Here is a 14,573-nt window from a genome sequence, read left to right as displayed (position 1 = left end):
ACATGCGCCGTCCGTGTAGATCTTGACCCGTTCGCTCATGGGCAGCCCCGATCCTTATCGGCGCGAGCGGGGCAAGCCCCGCGCGCGATCGGGATTCCCGGAGCATGCGCCGTCCGTATCGATCTTCACGCCTTCGCTCACGTCTCGATTCACGCGGAAGCCGTCGAAGTAGCCGTCTCGCGCACGGGCTCCCAGCCATATTCCGTCGCGCCCGCAACCTTCCGGTGGAAGCCGAGCTTGCGGTCGTATTCCAGCGGGTCCTTAGGGCGCACCAATGCGCCGGGCGGCACGTTCAGCCAATCGACGAGCCTGGTCAGCATGAAGCGGAGCGCCGCGCCGCGTGCCAGAGTCGGCAACGCGGCGACCTCTTCCGGCTCGAGAGGGCGCACGCTCTGGTAGCCCGCGATCATGGCCCGGCCCTTGGTGGCGTTGAACGAGCCGTCCGGCTCGAAGCACCACGCGTTGAGGCAGATCGCGAGATCGTAGGCGAGCGCGTCCGTGCAGGCGAAATAGAAATCGATCACGCCCGACAGCCTGTCGCCGATGAAGAAGACGTTGTCCGTGAACAGGTCCGCATGGATGACGCCCTCCGGCAGGCCCCTCGGCCAGATCGCCGCCAGTTCGTCGAGCTCCGCCTGCGTGCGCGCCGCAAGGCCCGGCGCGACGCGATCCGCCTGCCCGTCCGCGCTCGCGAAGAGCCCCGCCCAGGAACCGAGGGAGAGCGCGTTCGGCCGCCTCCCGGGAAAGTCGCGCCCGGCCTCGTGCAGCCGGGCCAGCTCGGCCCCGACCGCCCGGCAATGGCCGGCCCCCGGCCGCTTTACCGCGAGCCCCTCCAGGAAGGTCACGATCACGGCAGGCCGCCCGGCGAGCCTGCCGAGCGCCTGCCCTGTCCGGTTCCGCACCGGCAGCGGGCATTCGAGCCCGCGCTCCGCCAGATGCTCCATGAGCCCGAGGAAGAACGGCAGGTCCGCCTCGCGTACGCGCTTCTCGTAGAGGGTCAGGATGAAGCGGTCTCGCGCCGTCTGGAGGAAGTAGTTCGAGTTCTCGACGCCTTCCGCGATGCCCTTGAAGGACAGCACCTCGCCGAGATCGTACATGTCCAGGAAGCCGCGGAGGTCCTCGTCGGAGACCTCGGTATAGACGGCCATGTCGGCAACCAGCTCAGGCGGCGAGAGAAGAAAAGAGCCTCCTCGTGCGAAAGCGTTCCCAGGCTGTCAAGCGGTGACCGCTTCGGGGTGGAATGCTCCGACCGCGTTAACCGGACGCGAAGGGCCGCGTGCCAGAGTGCACGTGACAGGCCGAGGGCGACATGAGACGGTTCCTCCGCGACGAAAGCGGCGCGACGGCGATCGAGTACGCCCTGATTGCGACCATCGTATCGCTCGCCATCGTGGCCGGCGCGACGCTGTCCGGCACGAGCCTGAAGGGCTCCTTCGAGCAGGTCTCGTCCGGCTTCTCGTCCCGCTGATCACTCGGCTGCTTCGGCGAGCGGGAGGAGGCGGCCCGCGCTCAGGTTGTCGAGGCTCTGCCTGATCTGGTCCGCGAGCGCATCGGCGAGCTCGTTCGGCTCGCGCGCGCCCCGGATGAGCCCGATCTTGCAGGTGGGGAGCGCCGGAAAGCCGTCCCGCGGCCCCAGGATGCGCATGCCGGGCCTGACCGCGCTCTCGGGCAGGACGGCAACCGCGAGCCCGGCGAGCACGGCCGCCCCGACCGCGGTCGAGTTCCAGCTCACATAGGCGACGCGGAAGCTCCGGCCCGTCTCTTCCAGGGCCGCGACCGCGGAGGAGCGCCAGTTGCAGGTCGGCCGGCCGAGGGCGAGAGGCACCACCGCCTCGTCATGGACGCAATGGCGGGCCGAGGTCACCCAGAGGAGCTGCTCCGAGCGCACGACCTCCGAGCCTCCCCGCCCGTCCACATGCGTGATGATGGCAAGGTCGAGCTCGCCCGCGTTCACCTGCTCCACCAGCATCGGGGTGGGCTCGCAGACGACCGTCACCTCCGCGCGCGGGTTCGAGCGCGAGAAGGTCGCCAGGATCTCCGGCAGGTAGCGGTCGGCATAGTCGTCCGGCAGTCCGAGACGGACGCGGCCGACCAGGTCGGTCTCCGCGAAGGAGGCGACGCATTCGCTGTTCAGCCGGACGATCCGCCGCGCATAGTCGAGCAGGCGCTCGCCATCGTCGGTCAGCTTCGACATGCGCCCGTCACGGGCGAAGATCTCGCGTCCGAGCCGCTCCTCGAGCCGCTTCATCTGCATGGAGACGGCCGATTGCGTCTTGTGGACGATCTCGGCCGCGCGGGTGAAAGAGCCGGTATCCGCGATCGCCAGGAAGGTGCGGAGCTGATCGCTGTCGAGCATATGGGCCATGGTTCGCCCCATCAAACGGCGTGATCTTACACATCTAAATCATTCGCTTCACGAATGACAAGGGCGGGAGCATGGTCCGTCCGGCGAAGCGCAGCGCTTCGCACCCGGCGCGGAGCCGGGACAGCAGGGAGCCTGACCTCCTCGGGAGAATGCGATGATCACGACCGAGACCGCCGCCACGCAGAGCTTCGGACGGGCCGCCGCCCTCCGGCACGCCGCGATGCTCGTCCTCCGGACGATAGCCGGCTTCGTGCGGGCCCTGATCCATCGCCGCGAGGTCCGCAAGCTCCTGGAGCTCGACGAGCGCTCGCTGCGGGACATCGGGCTCATCCGCAACGACGTGATCGGGGCCCTCGACCAGCCGCTGGTGAAGGACCCGTCCGTAATCCTGCTGGTTCGATCCGTCGACCGGCGCCGTCACCTACGAGCGGGCGCGCCTGCATCTCGGCGCGTGAAAGCACCCGCCCGAGCCGCCGCCGAGTGCTGAGCGATGCCGGGCCGCCTTCAGGCGGACCCGGCCTTCTCGTTCTGACCCCGCCAGAACCCGTCCACGACGCCCCGCAGCGCGGCCATATAGTTCTCCTGCACTTCGCCGCCCGTCTGGAACATCTGCGCGAGCAGTTCGAACGGGTTGGGCTTCGCAGGCGGAGGGGGCGGCGGGGGCGGCGCTCCCGGGCCCTGCGGCAGACCCTGCAGGAAGGCCTGCATGAAGCCGGTCCAGGGATCCGGGGCGGGTTCCGGCTGCCTAGGAGCCGGGCCCTGGCCGAGCATGGTCCGCACCATCTCGGCCCAGGCCGCGTAGGGGTTGCCCATGCCGGAATTCGGCGCCGGCCTGGATTGCTGCGGTGCCAGCGCGCGAAGCCAATCGCTCCACGCCCGCAGGACATCGGCCATGCCTTCCACCGAGGCGTAGCGGAACAGGCCGCCCATCAGCATGGCGGCGAGCGCCGGAAGCATCTGCTGCAGCACCTGGGCGGCGATGCCGGTCGCCGCGGAGGCCTGCGCCGCGATCTGCCGCGCGGCTTCCGGCGATCCGAAGATGCTGTCGAGAACCTGGTTCCCGTTCTGCTGCGCGGCGGGGCCGGCCGCATCGAAGAACGGGGCGTAGCGGCCCGAGCCCATCATCTCGAAGAGCTGCGCCAGCGCGGCCGGGTTCTGCAGGCTGCGCTGGAAGCCGAGCGCGAAGGCCGGCAGCAGGGCCTGCACGGCGCGCTGCGTCTGGTCGAAGCTCAAGCCGAATTGCCGGGACAGGTTGTCCAGGGCGGACCCGCTCTGGGCTTGCCGCACGATGTCGAAGAGATTGACGACGATCCGGGTCTCCGCCGGGCCGTCCGTCGCGGCCGGCTTCTGAGGCGTCGGGATACTGCTCTACACGCGTTTCGTGCTCAAGCTTCCCGGAAGCCGGGAGATCACGATGGGCGATGGCGATCCCGAGGGCCAAGGCCACCCGGGGGCCGACTGGGCCCGGGCTGAGCAGGATCTGCGCTGGTGTCTCCTGGACGGGCGCGGCGTGGAGGGGCGCGACGTCCTGTTCGACGCCGTGCAGATGAAGGATCCGGCCCGGCGCAGGGCCGCGCTGCATAACGGCTTCATGATGAGCCGCCGGGACGAGGAGAGCACCTCCAACTTCGTCGCCTGCGAGCGGGAGGATGCGATCCAGCTCTTCAACATCGCGCGGCGGATCGTCGGTCTCGCACCGGTCTCCTGAGGCCGGAAAGATCGTAACCCAACGGCGTCGCTTTTCCGCCCCGTGTGGATTCCGGGCATATCGGGGACGATCTGGGCGCTGCGGCGTCGTGACGCCGCTCCGACGGAACGCCGGGCGGAGAACGTCATCCTGCTGCAACGTTCGCGTCCGAACGTCGCTGCGCGCCCGAGAACGGACGCGAGGAGGATCGAGGAATGGCGATCCACTACTTCCACTGTACGGACGGTTTCGACCTCATTCTCGACCGGCGCGGCCGGGACACGAAAGCCTTCGGCGACGCGCTCATCACGGCCCGGGAAGTCGCCGCGGAGATCATGCAGGCCGTCCCCGCCTATCGCGAATGGGACAACTGGGCCGTCCACATCTACGACGAGGCGGGCCCGCTCGAGGTCGTGCCGTTCGCCCGCCAGCCCCGCGCCGCCGTCTGAGCCGTCAGAAGACGCATTCCTCGAAGGCGGGCTCGACCGATCCGGCCCAGGCGCCGCGATAGCGGTCGAGGAGGAGATCGGCTCCGGTACGGCCGGTTTCTGCGATGGCGAAGAGCGGATCGAGGAAGCGGCTCTCGTCCCGCCCGCTATCGTCCGGCATCGCGCGGCGTGCGAGACCGGCGCGCGCGATGCGCAGCACCTCGGCCGCGAGATCCTTGAGCGGCCGCCCCCCGATCTCGGAAGCAAGAGCGAGCCGCGGGACGTCGTCGCGCAGCTTCTGGCGCTCGGCCGCGGACCAGGGCCGGACGAGGTCCCAGGCCGCATCGAGCGAATCCCGGTCATAGAGAAGGCCGACCCAGAAGGCGGACAGGGCTGCGATCATCTCGGGCCCGCCGTTATCCGCCCCGCGCATCTCCAGGAAGGTCTTGAGCCGCACCTCGGGAAAGATGGTGGACAGGTGGTTCGCCCAGTCCGAGCTCGTGGCCCGCTCGCCGGGAAGCTGCGGCAGCCGGCCCTCGAGAAGGTCGCGGAAGGAGGCACCAGCCACGTCGTGATAGGTGTCGCCGCGCTTCACGAAGTACATCGGCACGTCGAGCGCGTAATCGACATAGCGCTCGTAGCCCATCCCGTCCTCGAACGCGAAGGGCAGCATCCCGGTGCGGTCGCCATCCGTGTCGCGCCAGATCTCCGACCGGAAGGACAGGAACCCGTTGGGACGGCCCTCCGTGAAGGGCGAGTTGGCGAAGAGCGCGGTCGCGACCGGCTGGAGCGCGAGCGAGACGCGGAGCTTCTTCACCATGTCCGCCTCGCTGCCGAAATCGAGGTTGGCCTGTACGGTGGCCGTCCGGAACATCATGTCGAGCCCGAGCCGGCCGACCTTCGGCATATAGGCCGACATGATGCGGTAGCGCCGCTTGGGCATGATCGGCGTCTCGGCGCGCGTCCATTTCGGGCTCATGCCAAGCGTCAGGAAGCCGATGCCCAGCGGCTCGGCGACGCGCTTCAGCTCGCGCAGATGCCGGGCGAGCTCCTGGGCCGTGCCGTGGATGTCGCGCAACGGCGCACCGGAGAGCTCGAACTGCCCGCCGGGCTCGAGCGAGATCGCCCCGCCTCCCGCTTCGTCTGCGAGCCCGATCGGATTCCCATCGTCGAGGATCGGCTCCCAGCCATTCTGCCCGGCAAGTCCCTCGATGACGGCCCTGATCCCGCGCTCGCCCTCGTAGGGGACCGGCCCGTGAGCCGCCCGATAGAACGGAACTTTCTCGTGCTCGGTCCCGACCTTCCAGTCGGAGGCGGGCTTCTCTCCGGCCGCAATCCAGGCGACGAGCTCGTCCCGCCCGGAAATCGGCGTCGCATCGGTGACGTCGCGCGCCATGCGCTCCTCGGTCAGCGGGCGCATGGCCCAGACGGGCCGTCGGACCGGCCCCAAGTCGAGGCGGGTTCATAGAGCGGCGAACACGACGCCGCAACGACACCGTCCCGGGCGTATCCGGCGGATCCTCCTAGCGCCAGTCCCCGATCGCCGCCTGGATCACCGCGAGCGCGGCCACCGCCGCCGTGTCCGCCCGCAGGATGCGCGGCCCGAGCGAGAGCCGGACAACATTCGGCCGGGCGAGCAGGACCTGCCGCTCCTCCGGCGCAAAGCCGCCCTCCGGACCGATCAGGAGCGCGCAGGGGAGCCCGCCGCCCGCCTCCGCAAGCGCCTCGAACGGGTTCGCAAGCGGCGCATCCTCGTCGCAGAAGACGAGGATACGCTCGGGCTCGAGCCGTGCCAGCGCGGGCGCCAGGTCCTCGTCGGGCAGAATCTCGGGCACGGCCAGGATCCCGCATTGCTCGGCGGCTTCGATCGCGTTCGCCCGCATCCGGTCGAGATTGACCCGAGTGGCAACGGTACGCCGGGTCCGGACGGGCCCGAGCCGCCCCGCCCCCATCTCGACCGCCTTCTGGACCATGTAGTCCAGGCGCGCGTGCTTCAGCGGGGCGAAGAGATAGTCGAGATCGGGAGCGGCCGGCTGCGGCCGGGTCTGCTCGCGCGGGATGAGCGCGGCGGATTTGCGGCCGGTCCCGACGATCTCGGCGCGCCATTCGCCGTCGCGACCGTTGAACACGAGGACGGAGCCGCCGTTCGGGAGACGGAGAACGTTGAGGAGGTAGTTCGCCTGCGCGCGGTCGAGCCCGACCTCGGCTCCCGCCGCGAGGTCGGAGTCCACGAACAGCCGCGGTGCGGAGAAGTCGTAGAGCGCCACCTCAGCGCCCGCCTTCAACAGCCGAGAGCGCCTCCTGGAGGTCCCGCCTCTCGACAAGGCGGGGCGTTCCGTACCAAAGCCGCCACATTCCTGTGGTTACCGGCCTCTTTCCATGTCCATGAACGGGTCGGGAGCCTGCGGCGGCGCGGGCCTCGCGTGACGGGCCCTCGGCGTGGCATGTCGTGCACGGAACCGAAGAACCCGGCAAACCGGGGCGGAACGAGGGGACAGGTTTCATGATGCTCAGCCAAGCTGCTCGATCCCGGCGTGCAGCCCGCAACGCGGTCAAGGCGGCGCTGTTCACCGCAACGCTCCTGTCCGTATCGCTCGGCGGCGAGGCCGCCTATGCGCAGGCATCCGGTTGCGGCGATATCCAGCCGATGCTGCTGCAGCGCAAGTCCATCGGCGAGCGGATCACGGCTGCCACCAGGGGCAAGAAGCAGATCGACGCCAAGCGCGCCTGCTCGGATTTCGGCTCGCTCGTCGCCAACGGCGACAAGGTCCTCAAGTGGGCCGAGGCCAACAAGGAATGGTGCCAGATCCCTGACAACTTCATCCAGAGCATCAAGGAGGATCACGGCCGGGCCGTGAAAATCCGCGGCCAGGCCTGCGGCGCGGCCGCCAAGCAGGCGCAGATGGAGAAGCAGGCGCGGGAAGGCGGGGGCGGCGGCGGGCTCCTTGGCGGCGGCGGATTGTCGGGCGTCACCCGCCTGCCGCAGGGCGCCCTGTAGGAGCGGTCAGACCCCTTTTCCGCCGGCGATCTCGCGCTCGCGGAAAACCAGGGGAAGAGCAGGAAGCCGCGCACTCTTGCGCCGCGTGAGGAAGCGCGGACGGCGGCCTTGAAGCACAGCGAGCCGACGCCCGTCCTGGACGCGTCCGAGCCGGAGCCGGCCGAGCTGGCAGGCGAGCGGCTCCGTATAGCCGTTCCAGGCCCGCATCATCGGCGCGAGCCCGGCCTTGGTGGCGATCGAGCGCCAGATCGCGATGACCTCTTCTTCCGGGAACGGCCCGAACGAGATCACCGCCTCGCCCTCCCCGTCGACGAGCACGATCCTGAGGTCGGTTTCGCTGCGCGTCAGGTCGAGCACCGCGCCGGCAAGTCGATTCCGAGTATCGCCGAAGATGATCGTCGCCCTGGACCCGCCCTCGCAGACGGTCCGGCGCGGACCGGGGCCGCTCCCGCGAGAGGAGCGCTCCCCGGCCCGTCCGTCGTAGCCCGACATTCTGATGCCTTACCCTGCAGGCGGCGTTTTTCACCGCTCTCACGGGCAGGAATATGCGCCCTCGACCTGCCGCAGGAGCTTAATTCAAACGGTTAAATACCCGTAGATTGCGGCCGATCCGCTCCCATGTTCAACAGATGATTGCCGGGCCGCGCGGCCGCGCTCCTTGCCGGGCCATCCGCCCGGACCTAAAGCTGCACTCGAAACCCAGGCCGCATGACCCGCTCCGCCCCAGACCCGCACGACCTGATGCCCGAGCTTCGGGAGATCGCGCGGGAGGCGGGCGGCATCGCGATGCGGTTCTTCCGGTCGGGCCTGTCCACCTCCGCGCGCATCTGGTCGAAGGCGGGCGGCTCGCCCGTGACCGAGGCCGACGTCGCGGTGGACACATTCCTGAAGGTGCGGCTGAGCGGCCTCCTGCCCGAGGCCGGCTGGCTTTCGGAGGAGACGGCGGACGACCCGCGCCGGCTCGACCGCCGGCACGTCTGGATCGTCGACCCGATCGACGGCACGCGCGCCTATCTGTCCGGCAGCCACGACTGGTCGGTCGCGATCGCCCTGCTGGAGGAGAACCGGCCTGTGCTCGGCTTCGTCTACGCCCCGGCGCACGAGACGGTGTTCGAGGCCGAGGCCGGCCGCGGCGCCTTCCGCAATCGCGAGCGCATCGCCGTGTCGCGGGCGACCTCGCTCGAGGGCATCAGCGTGGCCGGCCCGAAGCCGTTCGTGGACCGGCTCGAGCGCCGGGTGCCCTCCATCAAGCGCCCGCCGCGCATCCCCTCGCTTGCGCTGCGCATCTCGCGCGTCGCGGAGGGCTCGGTCGATGCGGGCCTCGTCTCGACCGATGCGCGCGACTGGGACATCGCGGCCGCCGATCTGATCCTGCACGAGGCCGGCGGGGCGCTCACGACCCTTGCCGGCGCCGTGCCGCGCTACAACCAGCCCGAGCCCTCGCATGGCGAGCTCGCGGCGGCCCCGCAGCGCTTGCATCAGGACCTCCTCGCCGCCATCACCGGGCGGTGACGCGACCACCAGGAGACCATGGGATGACCGGCGAGAAACAGCTCCTCCACCTCGTGTTCGGCGGGGAGCTGAAGAGCCTGGACTCGACCGAGTTCCGCGACCTCTCCGCGCTCGATATCGTCGGCATCTACCCGAACTACGCCGCCGCCCACGCGGCCTGGAAGGCGAAGGCGCAGTCCACCGTGGACAATGCGCAGATACGCTACTTCATCGTGCACCTGCACCGGCTGCTCGATCCGCAGGCGGCCTGACCGGCATGGGCCTTCTGAAGCGCCTCGGGCGGATCCGCGCGACGCAGGAGGCGCTGGGCTATGTCTTCGCCCGCTATCTCGACCTGGTACGGAGCACGAACCGCTTCGTGCACGAGCCGGCGGACATCTATGGCGAGCTCATGCCGCTTCGGCCCTTCATCGGGGCGATGTGGCACGGCCAGCATTTCATGGCGCCCTATCTGCGACGGCGGGAGGACCGGGCCGCCAGCCTCGTCTCGCGCTCGAGCGACGGCGAGCTCAACGCGATCGCGCTCCGGCACCTCGGCGTCCGGACGATCCGCGGCTCCGGCGCGCGCGGCCGCGACCAGCGCGCCAAGGGCGGCGCCCCGGCTTTGCGCGCCATGCTGCGTGCGCTGGAAGAGGGCGACAACATGTTCCTCACGGCCGATGTGCCGAAGATCGCGCGCCGCTGCGGGGAAGGCATCGTGACGCTCGCGCGCCTGTCGGGCCGGCCGATCGTGGCGGTGGCGGTCGCGACCAGCCGGCGGGTGGAATTCGAGAGCTGGGACCGGGCCAGCATCGGCCTGCCCTTCGGGCGCGGCGCGATCGTCGCCGGAGCGCCGATCCGGGTCGGCCGCGACGTGTCCCGGGCGGAAGCCGAGGAAGCGCGGCTCGCCGTCGAGCGCGAGCTGGACCGCGTCAACGCGAGAGCCTGCGCGCTCGTCGGGCGTACCGATCCCGGGGCCAACCTGCGGGCCGGGGCGGCGCAGGAACCCGCCGCGCCGGCATGATCCAGCGCCTGCCCGCGCCGCTCCTGGCCTACCGCGCCGCGACGGCCCTTCTCGGGCCGGCAGCCGCTCCGGCTTGGCTGAAGGCGCGGGTGCGGCAGGGCAAGGAGGACGAGGCGCGGCTCTCCGAGCGCTACGGCATCCCAGGCCGCGAGCGCCCGGGCGGCGAGATCGTCTGGGCTCATGGCGCCTCGATCGGGGAGACCATGGCGCTCCTGCCCGTCGTCGGTGCGCTCGTCCGGCGCGGCGTGAAGGTCCTGGTCACATCCGGCACGGTGACCTCGGCGGAGCTCCTCGCGCGCCGCCTCCCGCCCGGCGCCCGGCACCAGTTCCTGCCGCTCGATGTGCCCAGATACCTGCGCCGCTTCCTCGCGCATTGGCGTCCCCGGCTCGCCATCTTCGCCGAATCCGAGATCTGGCCGAACACCGTCCTCGAGCTGGACCGCGCCGGCATCCCGCTCGCCCTGGTAAACGGGCGGATCTCCGCCCGGTCCTTCGCCGGCTGGCTCAGGGCGCCCCGCGTGGCGCGCGCCCTCTTCGGACGCCTCACCGTCTGCGTGGCGCAGAGCCGGGCGGATGCGGAGCGCCTGGCCGAGCTCGGCGCGACCATTGCCACGATCTCGGGCAACCTGAAGTTCGACCTGCCGCCGCCGCCCGCCGATCCGGCGGCGGTGGAGCATCTCGCCGCGCTATCCGCCGGGCGCGAGATCTGGATGGCGGCGAGCACGCATCCCGGCGAGGAGGAGGCGGTCTTCGCCACCCATGCGGCCGTAGCCGCGCGCCGGCGGAACCTGCTCACGATCCTGGCACCGCGCCATCCGGAGCGCGGCTCCGAGATCGCCGGGGCCGCGCGGAATGCCGGGCTGGGCGCGGCCCGCCGCTCCCTGGGCTCCGGTCCGGACGAGGCGGCCGACATCTATCTCGTCGACACGCTGGGCGAGCTCGGGCTCTTCTACCGCCTCGCGCCGCTCGTCTTCGTGGGCGGCACGCTCGCGGCGCGCGGGGGCCAGAACCCGTTCGAGCCGGCCCGGCTCGGAACCGCGATCCTGCACGGTCCGCACACGGAGAACTTCTCGGAGATATTCGCCGCCCTCGACCAGGGCGGCGGCGCGATAGGGATCGAGGACGCCGCCGGTCTGGGCAGAGCGGTCGCGACGCTGCTCGCGGACGGGGCGCTGACCCGGGACATGGCGCGCGCGGCGGCCGACACAGCCGCCTCCCTCGGCGGCGCCCTGGAGCGGACGATGCAGGCGCTCGGGCCCTACCTCCCACCGCCGGCGGATCCGCGCGAGGCCTTCTGGTGAAGGCGCCGGCCTTCTGGTGGCGCCGCCCGGGCCTCGCCGCCCGGCTTCTCCAGCCCGCATCCCTCGTCTACGGCGCCGTCGCGGCATCCCGGATGGAGCGGGCGGGAGCGCGGGCACCGGTCCCGGTCATCTGCATCGGCAACGTCACCGTCGGCGGGTCCGGCAAGACGCCGACCGCCATCCATGTTGCGGCCCTGCTGCGCAGCATGGGCCGCCATCCGGTCTTCCTGACGCGCGGCTATGGCGGCGGGCTCGCCGGGCCTGTCGGGGTCGATCCGGCGCGTCACGGCTTCAGGGAGGTCGGAGACGAGGCGCTGCTTCTCGCCCGCCAGGCGCCGACGGTCGTGTCGCGGGACCGGCCGGCCGGGGCCGCGCTCGCAGCCTCTCTCGGGGCGGACGTCATCGTGATGGATGACGGGCTGCAGAACCCGTCCCTCGAGAAGGACCTCGCGATCGGCGTCTTCGACGGGAGCGTCGGGATCGGCAACGGCCTCGCGCTTCCTGCCGGACCGCTGCGCGCGCCGCTCGCGGCGCAGTGGCCCAAGATCGGCGGAGTGCTCGTGGTCGGGCGGGGCGATCCGGGGGAGCGCCTGGCCCGGGAGGCCTCGCTGAAGGGCCTGCCCGTCGTCACGGGGGTGCTTCAGCCGGATCCGGAGGTCGCAGCCTCGCTCCGCGGCCGCCGGGTGCTTGCCTTTGCCGGGATCGGCCGGCCGGAAAAGTTCTTCGACACCCTCCGGGAGATCGGAGCCGAGGTCGCGGAAACCCGGTCCTTTCCGGACCACCATCCGTATCGAGAGGGTGAGGCCACCGATCTGGTCGCCGCTGCCGCGAAGGCCGGCCTCGTCCCAGTCACGACCGAGAAGGACGCCGTCCGGCTCGCCGGGATGGAGATCTCAGAGCCGCGTCTGCGCGCGATCGCGACGCTCCCGGTCGGCCTCGTTCCGGACGACGAGGCCGATGCGTTCCAACGGCTGCTGGCGCCGGCGCTAGCGAGGCGCTGATCAGCCCTTCGCCTTCGGTTGCGGCAGGCCGAGCCGCGTCAACACCGCGGCCGGAGACGCATAGGCCTCCTGACGTTCCACGCTCCAGTACTTGAGCTGGTCGAGCGGGATCGCCTCGCCGGTGACGGCGCAGCGGACGAAGCGGCCCGGCCGCACGACCCGGATGTTCGAGTCGCGGTACTCGATGATGGCTTCGCCGCCTTCGTACTTGTTCATGGGTGGGTCCGGGTGGCGCGCCGGGCGCCCGTCTCCTTCAGTTATCGAACAGGCTCGTCTGTACAAGGGGGTCGGGCCGGCGCTTCGGTCGCGCACCCTCGGCCTGGACCCGCCGCCTGCCGTCGGCGAACTCGATCGTGAGCGCCTGGCCGGGAACCACCTCCGCGGCCGTGCGGACCACCCCGTCGCGCTCGTCACGGACCAGTGCGTAGCCGCGCGCCAGGACCGACCTGTAGCCCAGGCTTGCGAGGAGACCCGCCTGACTTTCCAGCCTTCGCACGCCGCGCTCGATCGCGGCGCGGGCGGCGCGGTCCGCCCGGCCGGCGAGGCCGCCGACGCGCTCGCGGCAGGTCTCGATGCGCAGCCGCTCGGCCCGGATCACCGCATCCCGTCCGGCAGCGAGCCGGGCGGAGAAACCCGCAAGCGCCTTGCGCCTCTCCGCGATCGCCCGCGCGAGGTGGTCACGCGGCTTGTCGCCCACCGCCTTCAGCCGCGTGCGCACCTCCGCAAGCCGGACATAGGGCGCCTGGCGCGCCAGCCGGTCCGAGGCGCGCCGCAATTCGCGCTCGTGCTCGCGCGCATTGGCCAGGAGCCCGGGCGCGAGCTTCGCCCAGGCGAGATCGAGGCGCTGGCGCGGCACGCCGACGAGCGCCTCGGGGCTCGGGAGAGCCCGGGCTGCCGACCGCAGCTCGGTCCGGCGGCTCTCGATGAGGCGCAGCATCGCCTCCTCTTGCCGGCGGGCCGCCCCGCCGACCTGCACGACGAGCTCCGCCCGGACGGGTACGGCCATTTCGGCAGCGCCGGTCGGAGTCGGCGCGCGGAGGTCGGCCGCATGGTCGATCAGCGTCCAGTCGGTCTCGTGGCCGACGGCCGAGATGAGCGGGATCGGGCTCTCGGCGGCAGCCCGGACGACCGCCTCCTCGTTGAAGCCCCAGAGATCCTCGAGCGAGCCCCCTCCCCGGGCGACGATGAGCACGTCCGGCCGCGGAACGGGACCGTCCGGGGACAGCGCGCCGAAGCCGCGGATCGCCGCCGCGACCTCCTCCGCGCAGGTCTCGCCCTGGACCCGGACCGGCCAGACGAGGACATGGCGCGGGAAGCGGTCCTCCAGCCGGTGGAGGATGTCGCGGATCACGGCCCCGGTCGGCGAGGTCACGACGCCGACGACCCGCGGCAGGAAGGGCGGCCGGCGCTTTCGCGCCTCGGCGAACAGCCCCTCCGCGGTGAGCCGGCGGCGGCGCTCCTCCAGGAGCGCCATGAGGGCGCCGATTCCGGCCGGCTCCAGCTGCTCGACGACGATCTGGTAGGTGGACTTGCCCGGGAATGTCGTGATGCGGCCGATCGCGACGACCTCGAGCCCCTCCTGCGGCCTGAACCGCATGCGGCCGAAGGCCGATTTCCAGATCACCGCGTCGATGCGGGCGTCGCGGTCCTTCAGGCAGAAATAGGCGTGGCCGGAGGAATGCGGGCCGCGATAGCCCGAGATCTCGCCCCGCAGGCGCACATGCCCGAAGGCGTCTTCGAGCGTACGCTTCAGGGCGCCGGAGAGCTCGGAGACGGTCCATTCTGGAGCGTTGGTTGGCTCTGCAGCGGCTGGAATCATGGAAGACCGATAGAGCCTTGGGCCCAGTCCGGCCACCGGCTTTGCGGCAGGGCGGGAAATGACCATATCCTATGGTCATCTTCGGAGGCGTCGATGTCGGCCGCGGAGATCACGCTCAACGTCACGGAATTCAAGGCGCGCAGCCTGTCGCTCCTGGAAGACATCGCCAAGGGCCGCCTGTCCAGGATCATCATCACCAAACGCGGCAAGCCGCTGGCGGTCGTGTCGCCCTCACCGGCCGAGGAGACGGAGCCGAAATTCGGCTACGGGGCGATGAAGGGACGATCTTCATCCCGCCCGGCGTCGACCTGACGGAGCCGATGTTCCCGGAGGATGACCCCTGGGAGGAGGAGTGGCTGGCGAACTGGGACCGCCTGCCGAAGGAACCCTGATGCTGCTGGACACCCACACCCTCCTCTGGTTCAGCGCAGGACAGGGGGCTCACGGCACAAGCCCAGG

At 70.9% G+C, this 14,573-nt stretch carries 19 protein-coding genes; 11 read left to right on the top strand and 8 right to left on the bottom strand.

Features of this window, described 5'->3' with window-relative positions; translation table 11 throughout:
- Window positions 1-149 precede the first annotated feature (149 nt).
- Entirely contained in the window at window positions 150-1,148 is a 999-nt protein-coding gene (gene thrB / locus HJG44_RS11360; RefSeq protein ID WP_171218482.1) for a homoserine kinase, read from the bottom strand.
- Between the two features lie 161 nt (window positions 1,149-1,309).
- Here thrB and HJG44_RS11355 point away from each other — a divergent pair, with 161 nt between their 5' ends.
- A complete protein-coding gene (locus tag HJG44_RS11355) occupies window positions 1,310-1,468 on the top strand; it encodes a Flp family type IVb pilin (protein ID WP_171218481.1) in 159 nt (52 codons plus the stop codon).
- On the opposite strand, the gene HJG44_RS11350 is transcribed toward HJG44_RS11355, so the two are convergent.
- The gene (locus HJG44_RS11350) at window positions 1,469-2,365 is read right to left on the bottom strand and encodes a LysR substrate-binding domain-containing protein (protein ID WP_171218480.1); all 897 of its coding nucleotides are present in this window, start codon (window positions 2,363-2,365) and stop codon (window positions 1,469-1,471) included.
- Window positions 2,366-2,519: 154 nt separating this feature from the next.
- Between HJG44_RS11350 and HJG44_RS11345 the strand changes: the two genes are divergently transcribed.
- On the top strand, window positions 2,520-2,852 hold the full coding sequence (locus HJG44_RS11345) for a YjiS-like domain-containing protein (protein WP_171218479.1): 333 nt from the start codon (window positions 2,520-2,522) through the stop codon (window positions 2,850-2,852).
- Between the two features lie 17 nt (window positions 2,853-2,869).
- Here the strand turns inward: HJG44_RS11345 and HJG44_RS11340 are convergent, their stop codons facing one another.
- The gene (locus HJG44_RS11340) at window positions 2,870-3,652 is read right to left on the bottom strand and encodes a DUF937 domain-containing protein (RefSeq protein WP_171218478.1); all 783 of its coding nucleotides are present in this window, start codon (window positions 3,650-3,652) and stop codon (window positions 2,870-2,872) included.
- A gap of 127 nt (window positions 3,653-3,779) precedes the next feature.
- Between HJG44_RS11340 and HJG44_RS11335 the strand changes: the two genes are divergently transcribed.
- Window positions 3,780-4,073 (top strand): hypothetical protein, encoded by a 294-nt coding sequence (locus HJG44_RS11335; RefSeq protein WP_171218477.1) that lies wholly within the window; start codon window positions 3,780-3,782, stop codon window positions 4,071-4,073.
- Window positions 4,074-4,267: 194 nt separating this feature from the next.
- On the top strand, window positions 4,268-4,501 hold the full coding sequence (locus HJG44_RS11330) for a DUF6894 family protein (RefSeq protein ID WP_171218476.1): 234 nt from the start codon (window positions 4,268-4,270) through the stop codon (window positions 4,499-4,501).
- Window positions 4,502-4,505: 4 nt separating this feature from the next.
- Here the strand turns inward: HJG44_RS11330 and HJG44_RS11325 are convergent, their stop codons facing one another.
- On the bottom strand, window positions 4,506-5,876 hold the full coding sequence (locus HJG44_RS11325) for a glutamate--cysteine ligase (protein WP_171218475.1): 1,371 nt from the start codon (window positions 5,874-5,876) through the stop codon (window positions 4,506-4,508).
- A 127-nt stretch (window positions 5,877-6,003) separates the two neighbouring features.
- A complete protein-coding gene (locus tag HJG44_RS11320) occupies window positions 6,004-6,747 on the bottom strand; it encodes a 16S rRNA (uracil(1498)-N(3))-methyltransferase (RefSeq protein WP_171218965.1) in 744 nt (247 codons plus the stop codon).
- Window positions 6,748-6,983: 236 nt separating this feature from the next.
- Between HJG44_RS11320 and HJG44_RS11315 the strand changes: the two genes are divergently transcribed.
- Window positions 6,984-7,478, top strand: coding sequence for a hypothetical protein (locus tag HJG44_RS11315; RefSeq protein ID WP_246736186.1), 495 nt, complete (start codon window positions 6,984-6,986; stop codon window positions 7,476-7,478).
- 6 nt (window positions 7,479-7,484) lie between these two features.
- On the opposite strand, the gene HJG44_RS11310 is transcribed toward HJG44_RS11315, so the two are convergent.
- Entirely contained in the window at window positions 7,485-7,970 is a 486-nt protein-coding gene (locus tag HJG44_RS11310) for a DUF6101 family protein (RefSeq protein WP_171218474.1), read from the bottom strand.
- A gap of 216 nt (window positions 7,971-8,186) precedes the next feature.
- On the opposite strand from HJG44_RS11310, the gene HJG44_RS11305 reads away from it, so the two are divergent.
- From HJG44_RS11305 to lpxK, 5 genes are read left to right on the top strand one after another with little or no spacing between them, the layout of a single operon-like run.
- Entirely contained in the window at window positions 8,187-8,990 is an 804-nt protein-coding gene (locus tag HJG44_RS11305) for an inositol monophosphatase family protein (RefSeq protein WP_171218473.1), read from the top strand.
- Window positions 8,991-9,013: 23 nt separating this feature from the next.
- Entirely contained in the window at window positions 9,014-9,241 is a 228-nt protein-coding gene (locus tag HJG44_RS11300) for a DUF4170 domain-containing protein (protein WP_171218472.1), read from the top strand.
- Window positions 9,242-9,246: 5 nt separating this feature from the next.
- Entirely contained in the window at window positions 9,247-9,993 is a 747-nt protein-coding gene (locus HJG44_RS11295) for a lysophospholipid acyltransferase family protein (protein WP_171218471.1), read from the top strand.
- The gene (locus tag HJG44_RS11290; RefSeq protein WP_171218470.1) at window positions 9,990-11,294 is read left to right on the top strand and encodes a 3-deoxy-D-manno-octulosonic acid transferase; all 1,305 of its coding nucleotides are present in this window, start codon (window positions 9,990-9,992) and stop codon (window positions 11,292-11,294) included. The genes HJG44_RS11295 and HJG44_RS11290 overlap by 4 nt, the downstream gene beginning before the upstream one ends.
- Window positions 11,291-12,295, top strand: a complete 1,005-nt coding sequence (lpxK, locus tag HJG44_RS11285) for a tetraacyldisaccharide 4'-kinase (protein ID WP_171218469.1) — start codon at window positions 11,291-11,293, stop codon at window positions 12,293-12,295. Before HJG44_RS11290 ends, lpxK begins: the two co-directional genes overlap by 4 nt.
- Here the strand turns inward: lpxK and HJG44_RS11280 are convergent, their stop codons facing one another.
- Both HJG44_RS11280 and xseA read right to left on the bottom strand, forming a co-directional pair.
- The gene (locus HJG44_RS11280) at window positions 12,296-12,511 is read right to left on the bottom strand and encodes a DUF2093 domain-containing protein (RefSeq protein WP_171218468.1); all 216 of its coding nucleotides are present in this window, start codon (window positions 12,509-12,511) and stop codon (window positions 12,296-12,298) included. It abuts the gene before it with no gap.
- Between the two features lie 37 nt (window positions 12,512-12,548).
- On the bottom strand, window positions 12,549-14,114 hold the full coding sequence (gene xseA, locus HJG44_RS11275; RefSeq protein ID WP_171218467.1) for an exodeoxyribonuclease VII large subunit: 1,566 nt from the start codon (window positions 14,112-14,114) through the stop codon (window positions 12,549-12,551).
- 93 nt (window positions 14,115-14,207) lie between these two features.
- On the opposite strand from xseA, the gene HJG44_RS11270 reads away from it, so the two are divergent.
- A complete protein-coding gene (locus tag HJG44_RS11270; protein ID WP_171218466.1) occupies window positions 14,208-14,426 on the top strand; it encodes a type II toxin-antitoxin system Phd/YefM family antitoxin in 219 nt (72 codons plus the stop codon).
- The last annotated feature ends 147 nt before the right edge of the window (window positions 14,427-14,573 follow it).

It is taken from the genome of Enterovirga aerilata (genome assembly GCF_013044135.1).
GTDB classification, from domain to species: domain Bacteria; phylum Pseudomonadota; class Alphaproteobacteria; order Rhizobiales; family Beijerinckiaceae; genus Enterovirga; species Enterovirga aerilata.
This window is presented reverse-complemented; position numbering and strand designations above follow the sequence as displayed.